Source organism: Roseicyclus sediminis (genome assembly GCF_025515305.1).
GTDB lineage: Bacteria > Pseudomonadota > Alphaproteobacteria > Rhodobacterales > Rhodobacteraceae > Roseibacterium > Roseibacterium sediminis.
The window spans coordinates 306,588-324,092 of sequence record NZ_JAOPHT010000003.1 but is presented as its reverse complement, the minus strand read 5'-3'; the positions used below and the strand labels follow the sequence as shown (position 1 = coordinate 324,092).

The 17,505-nt window shown below is 67.9% G+C and carries 17 protein-coding genes; 5 read left to right on the top strand and 12 right to left on the bottom strand.

What is annotated here, in order from left to right; all coding sequences use genetic code 11:
* Positions 1-44 precede the first annotated feature (44 nt).
* The 3 genes from N8I71_RS06430 to N8I71_RS06420 form a co-directional block, all read right to left on the bottom strand.
* Positions 45-2,921 carry a DNA translocase FtsK gene (locus N8I71_RS06430; protein ID WP_262877118.1) on the bottom strand — a complete coding sequence of 959 codons (2,877 nt, stop codon included), beginning with the start codon at positions 2,919-2,921 and terminating at the stop codon, positions 45-47.
* Positions 2,922-2,934: 13 nt separating this feature from the next.
* The gene (locus N8I71_RS06425) at positions 2,935-4,116 is read right to left on the bottom strand and encodes an aminotransferase class I/II-fold pyridoxal phosphate-dependent enzyme (protein WP_262877117.1); all 1,182 of its coding nucleotides are present in this window, start codon (positions 4,114-4,116) and stop codon (positions 2,935-2,937) included.
* 118 nt (positions 4,117-4,234) lie between these two features.
* Positions 4,235-5,578, bottom strand: a complete 1,344-nt coding sequence (locus N8I71_RS06420) for an amidase (protein WP_262877116.1) — start codon at positions 5,576-5,578, stop codon at positions 4,235-4,237.
* Between the two features lie 60 nt (positions 5,579-5,638).
* On the opposite strand from N8I71_RS06420, the gene N8I71_RS06415 reads away from it, so the two are divergent.
* Complete coding sequence (locus N8I71_RS06415; protein ID WP_262877115.1) at positions 5,639-6,901, top strand: FAD-dependent monooxygenase; 1,263 nt, start codon at positions 5,639-5,641, stop codon at positions 6,899-6,901.
* Positions 6,902-6,990: 89 nt separating this feature from the next.
* Here N8I71_RS06415 and N8I71_RS06410 read toward each other — a convergent pair whose 3' ends face one another.
* The 5 genes from N8I71_RS06410 to N8I71_RS06390 form a co-directional block, all read right to left on the bottom strand.
* Positions 6,991-7,143 (bottom strand): Trm112 family protein, encoded by a 153-nt coding sequence (locus tag N8I71_RS06410; protein WP_262877242.1) that lies wholly within the window; start codon positions 7,141-7,143, stop codon positions 6,991-6,993.
* Positions 7,144-7,211: 68 nt separating this feature from the next.
* Positions 7,212-7,856, bottom strand: a complete 645-nt coding sequence (locus N8I71_RS06405; RefSeq protein WP_262877114.1) for an LON peptidase substrate-binding domain-containing protein — start codon at positions 7,854-7,856, stop codon at positions 7,212-7,214.
* Positions 7,857-7,883: 27 nt separating this feature from the next.
* Entirely contained in the window at positions 7,884-8,810 is a 927-nt protein-coding gene (locus N8I71_RS06400) for a tetratricopeptide repeat protein (protein WP_262877113.1), read from the bottom strand.
* Positions 8,811-8,880: 70 nt separating this feature from the next.
* The gene (locus tag N8I71_RS06395; protein WP_262877112.1) at positions 8,881-9,669 is read right to left on the bottom strand and encodes an exodeoxyribonuclease III; all 789 of its coding nucleotides are present in this window, start codon (positions 9,667-9,669) and stop codon (positions 8,881-8,883) included.
* Positions 9,670-9,889: 220 nt separating this feature from the next.
* Positions 9,890-10,576 carry a response regulator transcription factor gene (locus tag N8I71_RS06390; RefSeq protein WP_262877111.1) on the bottom strand — a complete coding sequence of 229 codons (687 nt, stop codon included), beginning with the start codon at positions 10,574-10,576 and terminating at the stop codon, positions 9,890-9,892.
* Positions 10,577-10,741: 165 nt separating this feature from the next.
* Here N8I71_RS06390 and ribA point away from each other — a divergent pair, with 165 nt between their 5' ends.
* The 3 genes from ribA (at position 10,742) to N8I71_RS06375 (ending at position 12,717) form a co-directional block, all read left to right on the top strand.
* Entirely contained in the window at positions 10,742-11,833 is a 1,092-nt protein-coding gene (gene ribA / locus N8I71_RS06385; RefSeq protein WP_262877110.1) for a GTP cyclohydrolase II, read from the top strand.
* 67 nt (positions 11,834-11,900) lie between these two features.
* Positions 11,901-12,188, top strand: a complete 288-nt coding sequence (locus N8I71_RS06380; protein ID WP_262877109.1) for a DUF1330 domain-containing protein — start codon at positions 11,901-11,903, stop codon at positions 12,186-12,188.
* A 16-nt stretch (positions 12,189-12,204) separates the two neighbouring features.
* Positions 12,205-12,717: a L,D-transpeptidase family protein gene (locus N8I71_RS06375; RefSeq protein WP_262877108.1), complete on the top strand. Its 513-nt coding sequence runs from the start codon at positions 12,205-12,207 to the stop codon at positions 12,715-12,717.
* Here N8I71_RS06375 and N8I71_RS06370 read toward each other — a convergent pair.
* The 4 genes from N8I71_RS06370 to N8I71_RS06355 form a co-directional block, all read right to left on the bottom strand.
* A complete protein-coding gene (locus tag N8I71_RS06370) occupies positions 12,714-13,370 on the bottom strand; it encodes a YggS family pyridoxal phosphate-dependent enzyme (protein WP_262877107.1) in 657 nt (218 codons plus the stop codon). The genes N8I71_RS06375 and N8I71_RS06370 overlap by 4 nt on opposite strands.
* Before the next feature lie 40 nt (positions 13,371-13,410).
* A complete protein-coding gene (locus N8I71_RS06365; protein ID WP_262877106.1) occupies positions 13,411-13,911 on the bottom strand; it encodes an acyloxyacyl hydrolase in 501 nt (166 codons plus the stop codon).
* 110 nt (positions 13,912-14,021) lie between these two features.
* Positions 14,022-15,053, bottom strand: coding sequence for a porin (locus N8I71_RS06360; RefSeq protein ID WP_262877105.1), 1,032 nt, complete (start codon positions 15,051-15,053; stop codon positions 14,022-14,024).
* A 191-nt stretch (positions 15,054-15,244) separates the two neighbouring features.
* Positions 15,245-16,291: a porin gene (locus tag N8I71_RS06355; protein WP_262877104.1), complete on the bottom strand. Its 1,047-nt coding sequence runs from the start codon at positions 16,289-16,291 to the stop codon at positions 15,245-15,247.
* Positions 16,292-16,998: 707 nt separating this feature from the next.
* Between N8I71_RS06355 and N8I71_RS06350 the strand changes: the two genes are divergently transcribed.
* Positions 16,999-17,499 carry a DUF3576 domain-containing protein gene (locus N8I71_RS06350; RefSeq protein WP_262877103.1) on the top strand — a complete coding sequence of 167 codons (501 nt, stop codon included), beginning with the start codon at positions 16,999-17,001 and terminating at the stop codon, positions 17,497-17,499.
* Positions 17,500-17,505 lie beyond the last annotated feature (6 nt).

Here is a 17,505-nt window from a genome sequence, read left to right as displayed (position 1 = left end):
GCGGCCCACACGCGAAATTGTCATCGGCACCGGCCGAACCCCGCCTATTCCTGTTCGGGCACGAGGATCTCGCGCTTGCCGACGTGGTTGGCCTGGCTCACGAGGCCCTGTTCCTCCATCTGCTCGACGAGGCGCGCGGCCTTGTTGTAGCCGATGCCGAGCTTGCGCTGGATGTAGGAGGTGGAGCACTTCCGGTCCTTGATGACGATCGCCACCGCCTGGTCGTAGAGCGCGTCCTCGCCGGTCGTGTTGCCGCCGGTGTTGAGGCCGAGGACCGCGTCGATATCGCTTTCCTTGTCCTCGTCGGGCCCGTCCAGAACGCTCGCGGCGTAATCCGGGGGACCGAAGCTTTTCAGGTGGCTCACGATCTCCTCTACCTCTTCGTCGGACACGAAAGGCCCGTGAACGCGGGTGATCTTCGCCCCGCCCGCCATGTAGAGCATGTCGCCCATGCCGAGAAGCTGCTCGGCCCCCATCTCGCCAAGGATCGTGCGGCTGTCGACCTTGGACGTGACATGGAAGCTGATCCGCGTGGGGAAGTTCGCCTTGATCGTGCCGGTGATGACGTCCACCGAGGGGCGCTGCGTGGCCATGATGATATGGATGCCGGAGGCGCGCGCCATCTGGGCGAGACGCTGGATGCAGGCCTCGATCTCCTTGCCGGCGACCATCATCAGGTCGGCCATCTCGTCGACGATGACGACGATGAACGGCATCTTCTCGGGCGCGAATTCCTCGGTCTCGAAGACGGGTTCGCCCGTGTCGTCGTCGAAGCCGGTCTGCACGGTGCGCTTGAACATCTCGCCCTTGCGCTGCGCCTCGGCGACACGGCCGTTGTAGCCGTCGATGTTCCGCACGCCCATCTTCGACATCTTGCGATAGCGTTCCTCCATCTCGCCCACGACCCATTTCAGCGCGACGACCGCCTTCTTGGGGTCGGTGACCACGGGGCTGAGGAGATGGGGAATGCCGTCATAGACGCTGAGTTCCAGCATCTTGGGGTCGATCATGATCATCCGGCACTCCTCGGGCGTGAGCTTGTAGAGGAGGCTGAGGATCATCGTGTTGATGGCCACGGACTTGCCCGAGCCGGTTGTGCCCGCGATCAGGAGGTGGGGCATCTTGGCGAGGTTCGCCACGATCGGGTCGCCCCCGATATCCTTGCCCAGCGCAAGCGGCAGGCGGTGCGTGCCGTCGCCGAACTCGCGGCTCGACAGGATCTCGCGCAGGACGACCTTCTCGCGGTGCTGGTTGGGAAGCTCGATGCCGATGACCGAGCGGCCCGGCACGGTCGAGACGCGGGCCGAGAGCGCGGACATCGACCGCGCGATGTCGTCGGCGAGGCCGATGACACGGCTGGCCTTCAGGCCGGGCGCAGGCTCCAGCTCGTACATGGTGACGACGGGGCCGGGACGGACGCTGACGATCTCACCCTTCACGCCGTAATCGTCGAGCACGCTTTCCAGCATGCGCGCGTTCTCCTCCAGCGCCTCGTCGCTGAGGTGATGGCGCGTGATCGTGTCGGGGTTCGTCAGAAGCGTCAGCGGCGGATACTCGTAGGGCTCCGGCTCGTTCAGGGGCAGCGAAGGCTGCGCATCGGCCAGGGCACGGCGCGAGGGCGCGGGTTTGCGCGTCGCGGGTTGAACGACGCGGCGCTGCAGCTCGGCGCGCGGCACGGACTGCGCCTGAACCCGCGCATAGGCCCCCTCGCCCACGCCGTCCTCGGCGAAGATGTTGTCGTCGACGTCGTCTTCCCAATCCTCGACATCGGTCTCGGGCTGCTGCGCGAGGGCGTGGCCGGCCGTCAGCGGCGGCTCGGCGCGCAGTGCGGGCGACAAGGGCATCGGCCCGGGTGCGCCTGCACCGGCCATCAGGCGTCGCTGTGCGGCGGCGGCGATGGTGTCGGGGCGGCGGACGCGGCTGCGGATCGCGTCGGAGATGCGGGCACGGATCTGCGCGTCGTCGGGCGCCTCGATATCGTCGGTCAGGTGACGCCGTCCGCGTTCGGGCAGTTCGGGCTCGAGGTCGGCGACCGCCATCTCCGGGTCGGCCTGGCGACCGCGCAGACGCGCGAAGAAGCCGGACGCGCGGCGGACAGGGCCGGCCTCGTCCATGTCGTCTTCGAAAAGCTCGTCCTCGTCCACATGCGCAGGCGTACGACGAAGGACCGGACCGCGCGCCATCGCGGCAGAGGCCGCCGCGGCCTCGGCCCGCACGGCGCGTCGCTCGGCCCTGGCGTCCTGCAGGCGCTGGGCGGCATGTCCGGCGCCGGTGCCGGCACCGCGAAGCATGGTCATCAGCATGGTTCCGGTGGCGACCAGTCCGTAAACGAGAAACCGCATCGCGGCGCGGAACTCGCGGCTGGTGACGCCGACCACGTGGAACAGCATCGCCGCCCCGCCGAGGAAGGCCGCCGCAGCGATGATCTTCAGCGCCGCCTGCGCCGAGACGGGAAGCGCGTGCAGGACGGCGCCCAGTACCGTGTCGCCGAAAAGACCGCCAAGCCCGAAGGAATGCGTCCAGCCCGGCGGCGGCACGTGGCTTGCCGCATAGATCGAGGCGAGCGCCAGAACGATCGGCAGGAAGAAGACCCGCGGCACAGCGCGCTCGGCCCCGGCATGAAGCAGGAAACGCAGGCCCCATATGACGCAGGCGACAGGCAGCACGAGCGCGCCGTAACCCACGATCATCATGAGGATCGCGGCCACGGAGGCCCCGGTGCGTCCCAGGAGATTCTGGGCCGGCGCATCCGTCGCGGCCATGAAATTCGGGTCTTCCGGCGCGTAGCTCAGCATCAGCGCGGCAAAGGCGACCCCGAGAGCCAGTAGCGCAAGCCCAAGGAGTTCCTGCCCGCGACGGACGAGGATGGCATGTGTCTCCTCGTCGAGGAACGGGTCACGCTGTCGGGTCTGGTAGGCCATTGGGCGTTCTCCCTCACTCGTATATCGTCTGCCGCAGACGCATCAGGCCGCGGCGCATTTCTTCTTTTTCGGCGACCATCGCCACGCGGATCCGGTCGGACCCGGGCGTGCCCGCCTCCGTCTCGCGAGCGAGGTAGTGGCCGGGCAGCACGCGCACCCCGGCCTCCCGCCAGAGCTTGAGCGCGGCCGCCTCGGCGTCGTCCACCGGCAACCACAGGAAGAAGCCCGCCGCAGGACCGCGATAGCCGGGCACGCCCGACAGGATCTCGTCGGCGATCCGGTACTTCTCCTGGTAGAGCGCGCGGTTTTCCTCGACATGCATCTCGTCGCTCCAGGCGCGCTCGGCCACCGCCTGCAGCGGCAGGGGAAGCGGCGCACCGGCATAGTTCCGAAGCTGCTGCATCCGCGCGACGCTTGCGGGGCCACCCGCGGCGAAGCCCGAGCGCAGCCCCGGCAGGTTCGATCGCTTCGACAGCGAGTTGAACAGCACCACGCGCTCGGGGTCCGCACCGCGGGCCTGCGCCACGGACAGCGCGCCGGGCGGCGGCTTATCGCGATAGATCTCGGAATAGCACTCGTCGGCGAAGATCTGGAAATCGTGCTTTTCGGCGAGTGCGATCAGATCGGCCCAATAGCCCTCGTCGGCCACGGCGCCCTGCGGGTTCGCGGGCGAGCAGATATAGGCGATGGCCGTGCGCGACAGAACCTCGTCGGGCAGCGCGCCGTAGTCCGGCAGATCGCCCGTCGCCTCGGTCGCGGGGACGTAGACCGGCTCGGCCCCAACGGCGAGTGCGGCTACGGCATAGACCTGGTAGAACGGGTTCGGCATCAGGACGACGGGCCGCTTGCCGCGCTTCGTTTCGGGGCAGAGGGCGAGGCAGGCGTTGAACAGCCCTTCGCGCGTGCCGTTCAGAGGCAGGACCTGGCCTGCCGCCGGAACGTTGACGCCATAGCGTCTTGCGATCCAGCGGGCGATGGCGGTCTGAAGGCCCGGCGTGCCCTCGTTCGGGGGATAGCGGCCGAAGCCTTCAAGGCTCTGGGCGATCACGTCGCCGACCCAGGCGGGGAAGGCGTGCCGCGGCTCGCCGATGGTCATGGCGATGGGTTCGCCGCCCGGTTCATGGACGTCGAGCAGCTTCCGCAGACGCGGAAACGCGTAATCTGGCAGGTTCGAGAACCGCTCGGGAAAAACCATATATGCCTGCAACTGCCTCAAGGGCCCGGGATCGTTTCGTCCCGGTTTTGAGGCAATCTACCTTGGGCTTGCGGCGCCTGTCCAGAAAAAGGGTTTCGGAACCGGACGGTTGTGGCCTTCAGGCCAGAGCCGCCTCGGCCGCCGCCCCCAGGCGCAGAAGCCGCTCCTCCGCCATGGGCGCGGCCAGCATCATCAGCCCGGCAGCCGGAACACCCGTCGGCAGGCTGAGACCGCAAAGGCCCATGAGGTTGCCGACCCGCGTGTTGCGCAGGCACAGGAGGTTCTCGGCCACGTAGTAATCCGGGTCCGCCATGAGCCGCGCGATGTCCGGCGGCGCGTTGGCCGTCGTGGGCAGAAGGACGGCGTCGTATTCCGCCGTTTCCCGCAGCCAGTCCCTGCGCAGGTCGCGAAGCCTGCGCCAGGCCGCGACGAAGTCGGGCGCGCTGAACTGCGCCCCGCCCCTGAACCGCTCGCACACGCGGTCGAACATCTTTTCGGGCGCGGCCTCGATCGCCTCGGACCACGTGCCATAGGCCTCCGCCGCGAAGAGGATCGGGGAAAGGCTCATCGCCGGCGCGATCGAGGCGACGCTGCCCGTCTCGATCCGCGCGCCCGCTGCCTCAAGGCGCTCGATCGCGCTGGCGAACCCCTTCGCCTGTGCGGGCGCCGCATCGTTCGTGTAGGCCTCCAGGACGAGGAACCGCGTCCCCTCCAGCGTTGCACCGGTGAGGTCGGCCGCCTTGCCCCCCTCCATGACCGCCAGAAGCTCCGCGCAATCCTCGACGCTGCGGCAGAGCGGCCCGACCGTGTCGAAGCTTTCGGCAAGCGGCACGACCCCCTCGAGCGACAACCGCCCCGAGGTGGTCTTGAGCCCCACGAGATCGTTCCACGCGGACGGCACCCGCACCGACCCCCCCGTGTCCGAGCCGATCCCGGCCGCCGCCAGCCCGAAGGCGACCGAGGCCGCCGCGCCCGAGGAAGAGCCCCCGGGCACACAGGCCGGGTCGTGCACGTTCGGCGGCGTCGCGCCCTCCGCAGTACCGCGATAGGCGGGGTTCAGGCCCAGCCCCGCGAAGGCCAGCTCGCTCATGTGCGTCTTGCCGAGGCAGACCAGACCCGCCCGCGTCGCCCGCGCCAGCACTTCGGCATCGGCCCCGGGCACCCGGCCTTCCAGAAGGCGCGATCCGGCCTCCGTCGCGGTGCCGGCGCTGTCGAACAGGTCCTTCCAGCTGATCGGCACGCCGTCGAGCAGGCCGCGCCGGACGCCATGCCGCGCCCGGTGGGCGGCGGCCTCGGCCTCGGCCAGCGCACGATCCCGCGTCAGGACCGTGTAGATGCGGTCGCGGTACCCGTGACCCTCCGCCGCCGCGAGGTAGGCCTCGGCCAGGGCTACGGGGTCTATCTCGCCCGCGCCGATCCCCCGTCCGAGATCGCTCGCGCTCATCCAAAGCCAGTCGTCCATTCCCGCCCTCCTCGCGCCCCGGCACGTTGTCGCGGTCGGACGCTAGCGACCCCGCGCGGCATGGACAATCCCCGGCGGCGGGCCATAGTCCGGCGCATGACACACGACGCGGATATCCTGATCGTCGGCGGCGGGCTGAACGGCCCCTGTCTCGCGCTGGCGCTGGCGCAGGCGGGGCTCACGTCCGTGGTGATCGACGCCCTGCCCGAGGAAACGCGCAGCGGCGACGGGTTCGACGGACGCTCCTACGCGCTGGCGCTGGCCTCGGTACGGATGCTGTCGGCCATCGGCCTCTGGGACGTGCTGGAGGGCGACGCGCAGCCGATCCTCGAGGTCAAGGCCTCCGACGGGCGCGCCGGGGAAGGCGCGGGGCCCTTCTTCCTGCACCTCGACCATGCCGAGATCGAGGAAGGCCCGATGGGCCACATGCTGGAGGACCGGTTCCTTCGCCGCGCGCTCCTGGATGCGATGGCGGCCGAGCCCCGCGTGACCCACCTGCCCGGCGCGACGGTCGTGGCGCAGGAGACCGGCGATGCCGCCGCGCGCGTCACGCTGGAGGGCGGCCGGGTCCTGACCGGCGCGCTCCTCGTGGGCGCGGACGGACGGCGCAGCGGCACGGCCGAGCGCGCAGGCATCCGGCGCACCGGCTGGGACTACGGGCAGACCGCCCTGGTCTGCGCCATCGCGCACGAAAGGCCGCACCACGGCATCGCGCAGCAGTTCTTCATGCCTGCCGGGCCGCTGGCCATCCTGCCCCTGCCCGGCAACCGCTCCTCGATCGTCTGGTCGGAACGCACCGCGCGCGCCGCCGAGATCGCGGCGATGGACGATGCTGACTATCTCGACGCGCTGCGCCCCGCCTTCGGGGATTTCCTGGGCGAGATCACGCTCGCCGGGCACCGCTACAGCTATCCGCTCAGCCTCAGCATCGCCGAGCGCTTCGTGGACACGCGCCTCGCCCTCGTCGGCGACGCGGCCCATGGCGTGCACCCCATCGCCGGACAGGGACTGAACCTCGGCCTGCGCGACGTGGCGGCGCTGGCGGAAGTGCTGGCCGATGCGCGGCGGCGGGGCGAGGATATCGCGCGCGCCGACGTGCTGGCGCGTTACCAATCCTGGCGGCGCTTCGACACCGCGGCCATGGCCGTGGCGACGGACGCCTTCAACCGCCTTTTCTCGAACGACAACCCCGCCCTGCGTGTGCTGCGCGATGCGGGCATGGGCGTGGTTCAGGCTGTCCCCGGCCTCCGGCGCATGTTCATCCGTGAGGCTGCCGGCCTCACCGGTGACGTGCCGAAGCTTCTCCGGGGCCGTCCGCTCTAGCCCGGTCCTTCATCTTTCCGAAAAATACGCATGCACGGGCCTCTGACGCCCTCGCGGGGCTTCGGCGAGAGTGCGCCGGGCGCGCGTTGTCAGTCGAGCTGCCGCGCCTCTTCCTCGAGCATGATCGGGATACCGTTCCGGATCGGGTAGGCGAGGTGCGCGGCTTTCGAGATCAGCTCCTGCCGCTCGGGGTCGTAGGTGAGCGTTCCATGCGTCATCGGGCAGACCAGCGCTTCGAGCATCCTGCGGTCGATCGGCGCGCGCGAAGCGGCTGCCGCTGGGTTGTCCGGAGGGTCCAGGCCATCCGCGTTCATTGCATCGTCTCTTCCTGCGATCCGCCCCGCAGCGCGAACTCGATCAGCGTCACGAGCGTCTCGCGCCGCGTGGACAGCGACGGCGCCTCCAGCAGCGCCTGCTTCTCCTCGGGGTCGAACGGGCAAAGCATCGAAAGCGAGTTGATGAGCAGCTCGTCCTCCGCTTCCTTCAGGCTGTTCCAGTCGGTCGACAGCGATAGCGCCTCGAAGTAACGGCCGAGCAGGTCGAGGAATTCCTTGCGGCGGAAACCCTCGTCGTGCTCCACCGGTCCGAGGTCGGCCGAGAACCCCTCCCAGCTGACGTCGCAGCGACGGTACGGCGTGAAGCCCGAGACTTCCTCGCGGATACGGAACCGCGAGATGCCCGACAGCGTGATCATGTAGCGCCCGTCCTCCGTCTCGGAGAACTGCGTGAGCCGTCCGGCGCACCCGATGGCATGGAGACGCTTTTCCTGCGAGCCCGGCACCTCGCGGGGCTGCACCATGCCGATAAGCCGGTGCGACGTCTTCATCGTGTCATCGAGCATTGCCAGATAACGCGGCTCGAAGATGTGCAGCGGCAGGCGCGCCCGGGGCAGCAATAGCGCGCCCGGAAGCGGGAACACCGGAATGGTGTCGGGAAGATCGGCGGCGGTCATCATGACACGCGACCTAGGCTGCAACTTGGCTCAGGCAAATATCATCGAGCTCAGGCGGCGCCGGCCCTTCTGCGCGATCGGGTCGGTCGGTTTCAATGCGTCGAAGATCGTGAAGAGCTGCGTCTTCGCCGCGCCCTCGTTCCACTCGCGATCGCGACGGAACAGTTCGAGCAACTCTTCGACCGCTTCTTCCACCTTACCCGCGGCATGGAGCGCCTGTGCATAGTCGAAGCGCACCTGAAGGTTGGCCGGATCGGCCTCGACGGCGGCCGCAAGCTCGGTCAGCGGCCCGGCATTCTCGGCCTGGCGGGCGAGCGCGATCTGCGCGCGGGCAGCCTCGATCTCGGGGGCGGAGGCGATCTTGGCGGGCGCATTGTTCAAAAGCGCCTCGGCCTGGTCGAGCTGACCCATGGCGACATGGGCGCGGGCAAGCCCGGACATGGCGCCGGCATGCTCCGGTTCCTCGCCCAGGATCGCCGCGAAGGTCTGCGCGGCGTCGGTGACCGCGCCCTCCGCCAGCATCTGCTCGGCGGCTTCCACGGCCTCGGACAGTCCGCCGTCGCCTGCGAGAGAAACGAGCTTGTTGATGAACTCGGTGATCTGGCCTTGCGGGATCGCGCCCTGGAACATGTCCACGGGCCGTCCCTCGAAAAAGGCCACAACGGTCGGGATCGACTGCAGCGGCAGGCCCTGCTGCGCCAGCGCGCCGGCGAGGCGCTGCTCCTTGTCGACGTCGATCTTGACCATGCGGACCTTGCCCCTGGCGGCGGTCACTGCGGCCTCCAGCATCGGTCCGAGCGTCTTGCACGGTCCGCACCATGTCGCCCAGAAATCGACGATCACGGGAACCTCGCGGCTGCCCTCGATCACGTCGGCCATGAAGGTCGCCTCGGTCCCGTCCTTGATAAGGTCGCCCGCGGCGGCGCCGTTCGGTTGGGACTGCCCCAGCTCAAGCATCGCTTGTCTCCGTCAATTTCGCTTTGGTCTTATATGCGCGCGCAGGACGCTTGCGCCAAGGGGGGCACGCTCAGAGATCGAAGGTCGCGAAGACCGGAGCGTGGTCTGACGGCTGCGTCCAGCCGCGCGCCGCACGCAGGATACGGCTTCCGTGGGCGGCATTCGCGATGTCGGGCGTGGCCCAGACGTGATCGAGCCTGCGGCCCTTGTCCGCGGCGTCCCAGTCGGGCGCGCGGTAGGACCACCACGAATAAAGGAGGCCCTCGGGAATATCGCGGCGGGTGATATCGACCCAGCCGCCCGAGTCCTGCACCTTGCCCAGGTGCTCCACCTCGATGGGCGTGTGGCTGACGACCTTGAGGAGCTGCTTGTGGCTCCAGACATCGTCCTCGCGCGGGGCGATGTTCAGATCCCCCACGAGGATCGACTTCTCCGGGCGGTCGCCATGGAACCAGTCGCGCATCTCGGTCAGGAAATCGAGCTTGTGGCCGAATTTCACGTTCTTTTCCCGGTCGGGTTCGTCCCCGCCCGCAGGCACGTAGAAATTGTGGATGACCGTCCCGTTCTCCAGCCGCGCGGCGACGTGGCGGGCGTCGCCCTTCTCGCAGAAATCGCGGTGACCGACATCCTCGAGCGGAAGCTTGGACAGGATCGCGACGCCGTTGTAGCCCTTCTGCCCCCTTGCGACCATGTGGCCATAGCCCGCCGCGGCAAAGACCTCGGCCGGGATCTTTTCCACCGGCGACTTGCATTCCTGCAGGCAAAGAACGTCCGGCGCTTCCTCGGTCAGAAGCTTCACGACGAGGTCGGCGCGCAGGCGCACGGAGTTGATGTTCCAGGTGGCGAGGGTGAAGGGCATGGCGGCTCCGGTCTGTCAGGCCGCGCGACCCTAGTCCCCCGGCCGGCGTGCCTCAACCCGGGAACGGGCGATGATCGCGGCCTGGAAAAAGAAAGGCCCGAACCGAGGTTCGGGCCAAGTCCAACAGGGAGGTAATGGAGCAATTCTAAATCAGCAACCTCTGGTTGCGATTTGATCTGCGTCAACCCGCAAGGGTAAGGAAACCCAGCGGTTTGCACCGTCATGCCACGAGGCGGTAACCCCCGCTCTCGGTCACCAGAAGCCGGGCGTTCGAGGGGTCGGGCTCGATCTTCTGGCGGAGGCGGTAGATGTGGGTCTCAAGCGTGTGCGTGGTGACACCCGCGTTATAGCCCCAGACCTCGTGCAGCAGGACGTCCCGCGCCACCACGCCCGCCTGGGCGCGATAGAGGAATTTCAGGATGTTGGTTTCCTTCTCGGTCAGGCGGATCTTCTTCAGGTCCTCCGTCTCGAGCAGCTTCATCGCGGGCTTGAAGGTATAGGGCCCAAGCTGGAACACCGCGTCCTCGGACTGTTCGTGCTGGCGCAACTGGGCGCGGATGCGGGCCAGCAGGACGGGGAAGCGGAACGGCTTCGTCACATAGTCGTTGGCGCCCGCGTCGAGGCCGAGGATCGTGTCGGCGTCGCTGTCGTGGCCCGTGAGCATCAGGATCGGGCATTTCACGCCCTGCTTGCGCATCAGCCGGCAGAGTTCGCGGCCATCGGTGTCGGGCAGGCCGACGTCGAGGATCACCAGATCGTAGAGACCTTCCTTGGCGCGTTCCATCGCCTGCGAGCCGGACCCGGCCTCGAACACGTCGAAATCCTCGGTCATGACGAGTTGCTCGGACAGTGCCTCGCGCAGGTCGTCGTCGTCGTCGACTAGCAGAATCTTCTTCAGAGTGGCCATGGACCTTGTCCTCCCGGCTGCGGAATGCTTCCCAGATGCGCGGCACGCGGGCTTGTGGCAAGCGACTGAAAGGAAATTTCACGCAGCCGTGTCGATGCGCGAGGGATTGTTTCAAATTCCTGCAGCGCGCGCTAAGGGAAAGCACCGATGGAACGCGATCCGCGCATGCCCCTTCTTCCCAGTACCGCCGAGCGTGTCGCCCGAGCGCGGGCCGACCTGCGCATGGGCCTGCCCGTCGTCCTCGAAGGGGCGCAGGGCGCCCTGGTGCTGCTGGCCGCGGAAACCGCGCGCGCCGAACGGATCGATGGCATGCGCGCGCTCGGCGGACCCGTGGTGGTGGCGATCACCGCGCGGCGGGCGGAAACCCTCAAGGCGCGGGCCTATGACGGGGACCTCGCCCGCGTGGTGATGCCGCAGGACGTCGGCGCGGACTGGCTGCGCGACCTGGCCGATCCCGCGCGCGACCTCATGGCGCCGATGAAGGGCCCCTTGCGCACCCTGCGGGAGGGAGACGCGTCGCTGCATCGTCTTGGCCTGCTTCTCGCGAAATCCGCGCAACTTCTTCCCGCCGTGCTGACGGTTCCGGCGCAGGACGCCGCCGCTCTGGCCGTGGCGCATGATCTGACACGGCTGGACGCGGTCGCTGCCGCCGAGGACCTCGCGCTCCATCACGAGTTGCTGCCTGTCGCCGCCGCGCGCCTGCCGATGGAGGCGTCGGAGGCGGGGCGCCTGCACATCTTCCGGCCGGACAACGGCGGGGTGGAACATTTCGCCATCGAGATCGGCAAACCGGACCGCGCCGCGCCGGTCCTGGCCCGCCTTCATTCGGCCTGCTTCACGGGCGACGTGCTGGGCAGCCTCAAGTGCGACTGCGGCCCGCAACTCCGGACCGCGCTGGCCGAAATGGGGCGCGAAGGGGCGGGCGTCCTGCTCTACCTCAACCAGGAGGGGCGCGGCATCGGCATCGCCAACAAGATGCGGGCCTATTCCCTTCAGGATCAGGGCTTCGACACGGTGCAGGCGAATCACCGGCTTGGCTTCGAGGACGACGAACGCGACTTCCGCATCGGGGCGGACATCCTCAGGCGGATGGGATTTGGCTCGGTCCGGCTGATGACCAACAACCCGCGCAAGGTCGAGATGATGGAAGCCGAGGGAATCGCCGTCGCCGAACGCGTTCCGCTGGTAACCGGGACCAACCGCCACAATGCCCATTACCTCGCGGTGAAACGGGACAAGTCCGGGCACATGTTCTAACCTTCGGCGGCAGATGACGTGCGGGTTACGCCCGCACCCCGGACCGGAAGAATGGGAGGATCACATCGTGCCGAAGGGCTACATCGTCGCCAACATCCGCGCCCGAGACCGCGCCGGGATGCAGCGCTTTGCCGAGGCCTCGGCGCCGGTGATCGCGGAGTATGGCGGTCGCGTTCTTGCCCGCGACCCGGCACCGGAGCTTCGCGAGGGCGAGCTCGAGGGGATCTCCGTCATCGTCGAGTTCGACGACGTCGAAACCGCGCGCCGTTTCTACGAATCGGCCGGATACACCGCCGCCCGGACGATCCGCGAGGCCATCGCCGACACCGACCTGCGCATCGTGCAGGGCGTCTGAGAGGCGGCAAGGACGCATGACCCCAAGCGACATGGTGCTGACGCCGATGGGCCTGAGGTTCCGGGGCGTGACCTATCCCTGCACGGTCGGGCGTTCCGGCGTGACGCTGAACAAGCGTGAGGGCGACGGAGCGACGCCCGCGGGCGTCCACCGGATCGTCGGCTGCCTCTATCGGCCGGACCGGATGTCGCGGCCGTGCGATTGGGCGCTGCCGATCCGTCCGGGCGACCTGTGGTCCGACGACCCGCGGCACGAGGACTACAACCTCATGGTGCGCGTGCCATACTCATGGTCGGCGGAACGCCTGTTTCGGGGTGACCGGCTCTATGACCTCGTCCTGCTCACGGACTGGAACTGGCCCTATGCCGAAAGGGGGCGGGGATCGGCGATCTTCCTCCACCGCTGGCGCGCGCCGGGGCGACCGACGGAAGGCTGCATCGCACTTTCGCCGGGGCACCTGAGACGGATCGTGACGAAGATCGGCTACGACACGCGCCTTGTCGTGCCGGAGCCGATGGCCCGGCGCTAGAGTTCGTAGGCCCGTTCCCCGAAGATCGCGGAACCGACGCGGACATGGGTCGCGCCGAACGCGATGGCCTTCTCGAAATCGGCGCTCATGCCCATCGAAAGGCCCCGAAGCCCGTTGCGCTCCGCCATCTTGGCCAGAAGCGCGAAGTGCAGGCTCGGCTCTTCCTCGACGGGCGGGATGCACATGAGCCCGGCAAGCGGCAGGTCCATGCCCCGCACCTCGGCCACGAAGGCATCGACTTCGGCGGGCATGCACCCGGCCTTCTGCGGCTCTTCCCCGGTGTTCACCTGGATGAAGAGGTCGGGGCAGGCCCCCCGCTCCTGGGCCAGACGGGCCAGCGTCGCGGCGAGTTTCGGCCGGTCCACGGTGTGGATCGCGTCGAACATCTCGACCGCGGCGCGGGCCTTGTTGGTCTGCAAGGGCCCGATCAGGTGAAGCTCGATTCCGTCGTACCGCGCCTGGAAGTCGGGCCAGCGGCCCTGCGCTTCCTGGACCCGGTTTTCGCCGAAGACACGGTGGCCTTCGCGCAAGACGGGCTCGACGCGCTCCGGCGGCTGCACCTTGGAGACCGCGATCAGGGTCGCGTCGTCCTCCGGCCGGCCTGCGGCGGCCAGCGCAGCGTGCAGGCGCTCGGTTATGTCGGCAAGGGGCATGGCGTCTTGTCCGTCCCGGTCTGTCGGCTGGCTCGCGGGATCAGAACTCCATCCGGTAGCGGAGTGCAACCGTCTCGGTGCCCGGATTAAAGTCCTCGAGCCCGGCGTTCGACATGTGGTCGAGGCTGAGAATCACAGCCCCCGCAGGCGACACACGCCAGCCGACCCCCACGAGCGAGCGGAACTGCAGGTTGCCGCCCAGTTCGGTGTCGCCGGGGTGGTAGAAGCCGGGCATGAAGCTCGCCTCGACGAAGGCGGCGTCCGACAGCGGAACGTCGAGGACGAAGCCGCCGCCGACCCAGACGTCGCCATCGGTTTCGGCCCGCGCCGCGACACCCCAGCCACCGGAGATCCCGCTGGGCTGCGTGAACACCGGAAGCCCGTGGAGTTCGAGCGTCCCGCCAAGGTCACCGCGCTTGAGGTCGCCGGTGAGACCGACATCGAGGCTTTGGGACCGGGCCTGTCCGGCCGCGACCGCGATCGCCACGACGAATGCTGCCGTCCCCAGGGTAAAAAGGTTGAAACGCGTGTTCCTTGCCATGTTCTTGTTGCCTCATTGCTGCTCGCGGGCACGTTTGCCGTGCTCCTGCTTTATGCGAAAAGAGCGGGCGCAAGGCCCGCTCTTCCATCCTTAACACACTGTACTTGTGTTTAGAATGCCATGTTGAGGCCGAAGGACCACGTGCTGCTCGAGCCGAGAGCCGCGCCGGCCGCCGTGTTGACGGCGGTGTTCTCGCCCCAGCCGTAGCCGAGATGCGCCGACAGGCCGCCACCGAAATCATAGGCCGCCGACAGGCCGTAGCCGTTCGAGTCCGGCGCACCAGCGGTCGGATCGAAGTCGTAGGCGCCGTAGTTGGCGTGCACGGTGATGGCGTCGAAGGTGTAGCTTGCGCCGATGGCCCAGTGGGTGCCGTCGCCGAGGAAGGTGTCGACGATCGAGTAGTTCGCCGCGGCGGACAGGCCCGAGTCGAGCGCGAGCGCGAAGGACAGGCCGGTGATCGTCACACCCTGGTTGCCGGCTGCGACCGGATCGGCGTCGTCGACCGACTGCCAGCCGAGGCCGACGGTGTAGCTGCCGCCGGAGATGCTGTTGCCATAGCGCAGGCCGAGGCCCCAGATCGGGTCGCCGGTCAGGTTATCCGCGTTGACGTGCGCCGGGACGCCGTAGGGCGGTGCGGCGTTGCCGTTGGCGTCGTCGTCCTGCTCGACCGAGATCGCGACGGCGAAACCGTTGCCGAAGGCATAGTCGTAGCGCAGGACCTGGCCGTCATAGAGACCGTCCAGGCCGGCGTTGCCGTTGAAGCCACCATGGGTGGTGTGGTTGTCGTTGATCGACGCCGCGCCGTTGAAGTCGACTTCCTGCATCGCCCAGTCGAGCGCGCCGTCGGTGTCGCCCATCGTCAGGGTGCCGAAGTCGCCCGAGATGAAGATCGCGACGCCGGCGTCGTTCGTGCCGACACCCGCTGCGTTCTCGTCGAGGTCGATCGCGGCGCCGAAGGTCAGGCCGTTATCGGCCGTGCCCGACATGGTGAAGGTGACGTCGATGTCCTGCACGAACTGGGTCGTTACGTTCCCGGAACCACCCTGAAGACCCATCTGGGCCATACCGCTGAGTGCGATATCGGCAGAGGCGATGCCCGCGGACGCGACAAGTGCGGAAGAAGCAAGCAACAGTCTTTTCATGGTTCAGTCTCCAGTCGGGTACCGGTGCGATGGCCGGAATGTTTCGTGTGGTCCTGCTCATGTCCCGGTCGGGCGGCTGGACCTGCGGTCGTGTGAGTGTGGTTCGACGAGGCCTGGGTCAGGGTCGTCTGAAGTGAAAAGAGCGGGCGCAGTGGCCCGCTCTTTCCGTGGTGCCGTTTGATCCGGTTGGATCAGAAGGACATGCTCAGGCCGAGCGACCAGGTGCTGGCCGAGCCGAGAACCGCGGCTGCCTGACCGGCTGCCGAGTTGTTCACAGCAGTCGTCTCGCTCCAGCCGTAGCCGAGGTGAGCCGTCAGGCCGCCACCGAAGTCGTAGACTGCGGCAAGGCCGTAGCCGTTGTTGTCGCCGTCGAACGCACCCGTATCCCAGTCGAACGAACCGTAGTTCGCGCCAACCGTGATCGCGTCGAAGGTGTAGCCCACACCGATGCCGAAGTGGGTGCCGTCGTTGTTGGCGCCGTCGATTTCGACCATCGAGTAGTTCACAGCTGCCGAGAAGCCCGAGTCGAGAGCAACGTTGGCCGACAGACCGGTGACGGAAACGCCGTTGGTTGCGCCGCCGTCGTTGTCGAGGCCGTCATTGGTGAACTGGTAACCAATGCCGACGCCGAACGAACCGCCTGCGAACATGCCGCGGTAGCGGGCGCCGAGGCCCCAGACCGGGTCAGCGTCGACAGCGTTGTTCGAGCCGAGTGCGTTCGGGATGTTGAACGCGATGCCCTGAACGGTCGTGTTGTCGTCCTGCTCGACCGAGATCGCGACGGCGAAGTCGCCGAAGGAGTAGTCGTAGCGGAGGATCTGACCGTCGTAGTGGCCGTCGAGCCATGCGTTGCCGCTGAAGCCGCGGTGCGTGGTTTCGTCGTCGTTGATCGAGCCGCCTGCGACGTTGACTTCCGTCATCGCCCAGTCAAGCGCGCCATCGGTGTCGCCCATCGTCAGGGTGCCGAAGTCGCCCGAGATGAAGATCGCAACACCAGCGTCGTCGGTGCCGACGCCTGCTGCGTTCTCGTCAAGGTCGATTGCGGCGCCGAAGGTCAGGCCGTTGTCGGCGGTGCCCGACATGGTGAAGGTGACGTCGATATCCTGGACGAACTGGGTGGTGGCGTTGCCGGAGCCACCCTGGATGCCCATCTGCGCCACACCGCTCAGGGCGATGTCGGCGGATGCTACGCCAGCGGTCGCCACAAGGGCAGTCGTAGCGAAGAGAACCTTTTTCATGGTTTTTCCCTCGTGTTCACTTTGAAGGTGCACCTCAAGACGGAGATCCGAATTGAGTATGCCCTTCTGTCGCTCGTGGGGGACTTGATTGCAAGGAAGCGGCGGAGGGGCCGGGCATGTTGTGGGAGTCGTGGTGCAGACATGTCACACACCTGTCAGGCCGCTTATCCTGTTGGGCCAAACGGGAAAGAACGGGCACCGGAGCTCTGCCGGCCAAGCATGTGCAGGCCCGCGCATGGGCGGCTTCGCGGAGTGACAGGACGCACCGCATTCAGCGATTCCATCCCGCGCGGCACAAGGCGGCACGCCCGGCCGCGATGCGTGGCCCGGTGCCTCCGCCGACGCCATGGCGGACGACCGGGTTCGATTCGACGCCTCGCCTGACCCCATGCTTCTGGGGCGTTCGGCCCGGCGCGCCGCTCCATCTCCCCGGGAAGGCGCCTGGCGGACGGCGGGCCGCCCGGGCCGGGAGCGTTCGCGCACGACTCCATATAGTACGCTCATTCATCGCGATCCGGGTGGGCCGGGAGGGCGTCAATGTCCCCGTCCGAGGGGCCCCTACGACCGGTCTCCGTATCCTTTCCGCGCCCCGCGCGCGGGGACAAGGACGGTCGGCTGCCATGTGCAGACGGCACTGGCCCCTTGCCGCCAAACGGCCGCTTCTGTAGCTAGGGCCGCGAATGACGGGACATCCGGGGCCGGAAACCATGACGAAACATGCAATCGGACGCATCAGGATCGTGACCGCGGGCCTCCTTTCGCTCGGGCTTCTCGCAGGCTGCGGCACCGGGTTCGGCCAGAACGAGATGGATCCCGAGACGCGGCGCCAGCTGGAAGACGCCGGCGCGCTCGCCCCCCGCGACCGCGACACGATCTGGGACCTGTTCTCGAACCGCGACGACCCGAACGTCACGGTTGAGGTGAACCGCTACCTCTGGCAGGCCTCGCTGGAAATTCTCGACTTCATGCCGATCGAGGCCGCGGATCCGTTTTCGGGCGTGATCTCTTATGGCTACGGAACGCCGCCGGGTGGCGGGCAGGCCTATCGCGCGACGGTCTTCGTGACCGATCCCGCGCTCGAGGCCCGCTCGCTCCGCGTGGCACTGCAATCGCGCAACGGCGCCGTCAGCCGCGAGACCGCGCGCCAGATCGAGGATGCCATCCTCACCCGCGCACGCCAGCTTCGCATCCGCGACGGCGGGCTCTAGACCCGT

Coding starts and splice junctions, on each gene's coding strand:
- N8I71_RS06430 (WP_262877118.1), bottom strand. CDS start 2,921: ATGGCCTACCAGACCCGACAGCGTGACCCGTTCCTCGACGAGGAGACA.
- N8I71_RS06425 (WP_262877117.1), bottom strand. CDS start 4,116: ATGGTTTTTCCCGAGCGGTTCTCGAACCTGCCAGATTACGCGTTTCCG.
- N8I71_RS06420 (WP_262877116.1), bottom strand. CDS start 5,578: ATGGACGACTGGCTTTGGATGAGCGCGAGCGATCTCGGACGGGGGATC.
- N8I71_RS06415 (WP_262877115.1), top strand. CDS start 5,639: ATGGACAATCCCCGGCGGCGGGCCATAGTCCGGCGCATGACACACGAC.
- N8I71_RS06410 (WP_262877242.1), bottom strand. CDS start 7,143: ATGCTCGAAGCGCTGGTCTGCCCGATGACGCATGGAACGCTCACCTAC.
- N8I71_RS06405 (WP_262877114.1), bottom strand. CDS start 7,856: ATGATGACCGCCGCCGATCTTCCCGACACCATTCCGGTGTTCCCGCTT.
- N8I71_RS06400 (WP_262877113.1), bottom strand. CDS start 8,810: ATGCTTGAGCTGGGGCAGTCCCAACCGAACGGCGCCGCCGCGGGCGAC.
- N8I71_RS06395 (WP_262877112.1), bottom strand. CDS start 9,669: ATGCCCTTCACCCTCGCCACCTGGAACATCAACTCCGTGCGCCTGCGC.
- N8I71_RS06390 (WP_262877111.1), bottom strand. CDS start 10,576: ATGGCCACTCTGAAGAAGATTCTGCTAGTCGACGACGACGACGACCTG.
- ribA (WP_262877110.1), top strand. CDS start 10,742: ATGCCCCTTCTTCCCAGTACCGCCGAGCGTGTCGCCCGAGCGCGGGCC.
- N8I71_RS06375 (WP_262877108.1), top strand. CDS start 12,205: ATGACCCCAAGCGACATGGTGCTGACGCCGATGGGCCTGAGGTTCCGG.
- N8I71_RS06370 (WP_262877107.1), bottom strand. CDS start 13,370: ATGCCCCTTGCCGACATAACCGAGCGCCTGCACGCTGCGCTGGCCGCC.
- N8I71_RS06365 (WP_262877106.1), bottom strand. CDS start 13,911: ATGGCAAGGAACACGCGTTTCAACCTTTTTACCCTGGGGACGGCAGCA.
- N8I71_RS06360 (WP_262877105.1), bottom strand. CDS start 15,053: ATGAAAAGACTGTTGCTTGCTTCTTCCGCACTTGTCGCGTCCGCGGGC.
- N8I71_RS06355 (WP_262877104.1), bottom strand. CDS start 16,291: ATGAAAAAGGTTCTCTTCGCTACGACTGCCCTTGTGGCGACCGCTGGC.
- N8I71_RS06350 (WP_262877103.1), top strand. CDS start 16,999: ATGACGAAACATGCAATCGGACGCATCAGGATCGTGACCGCGGGCCTC.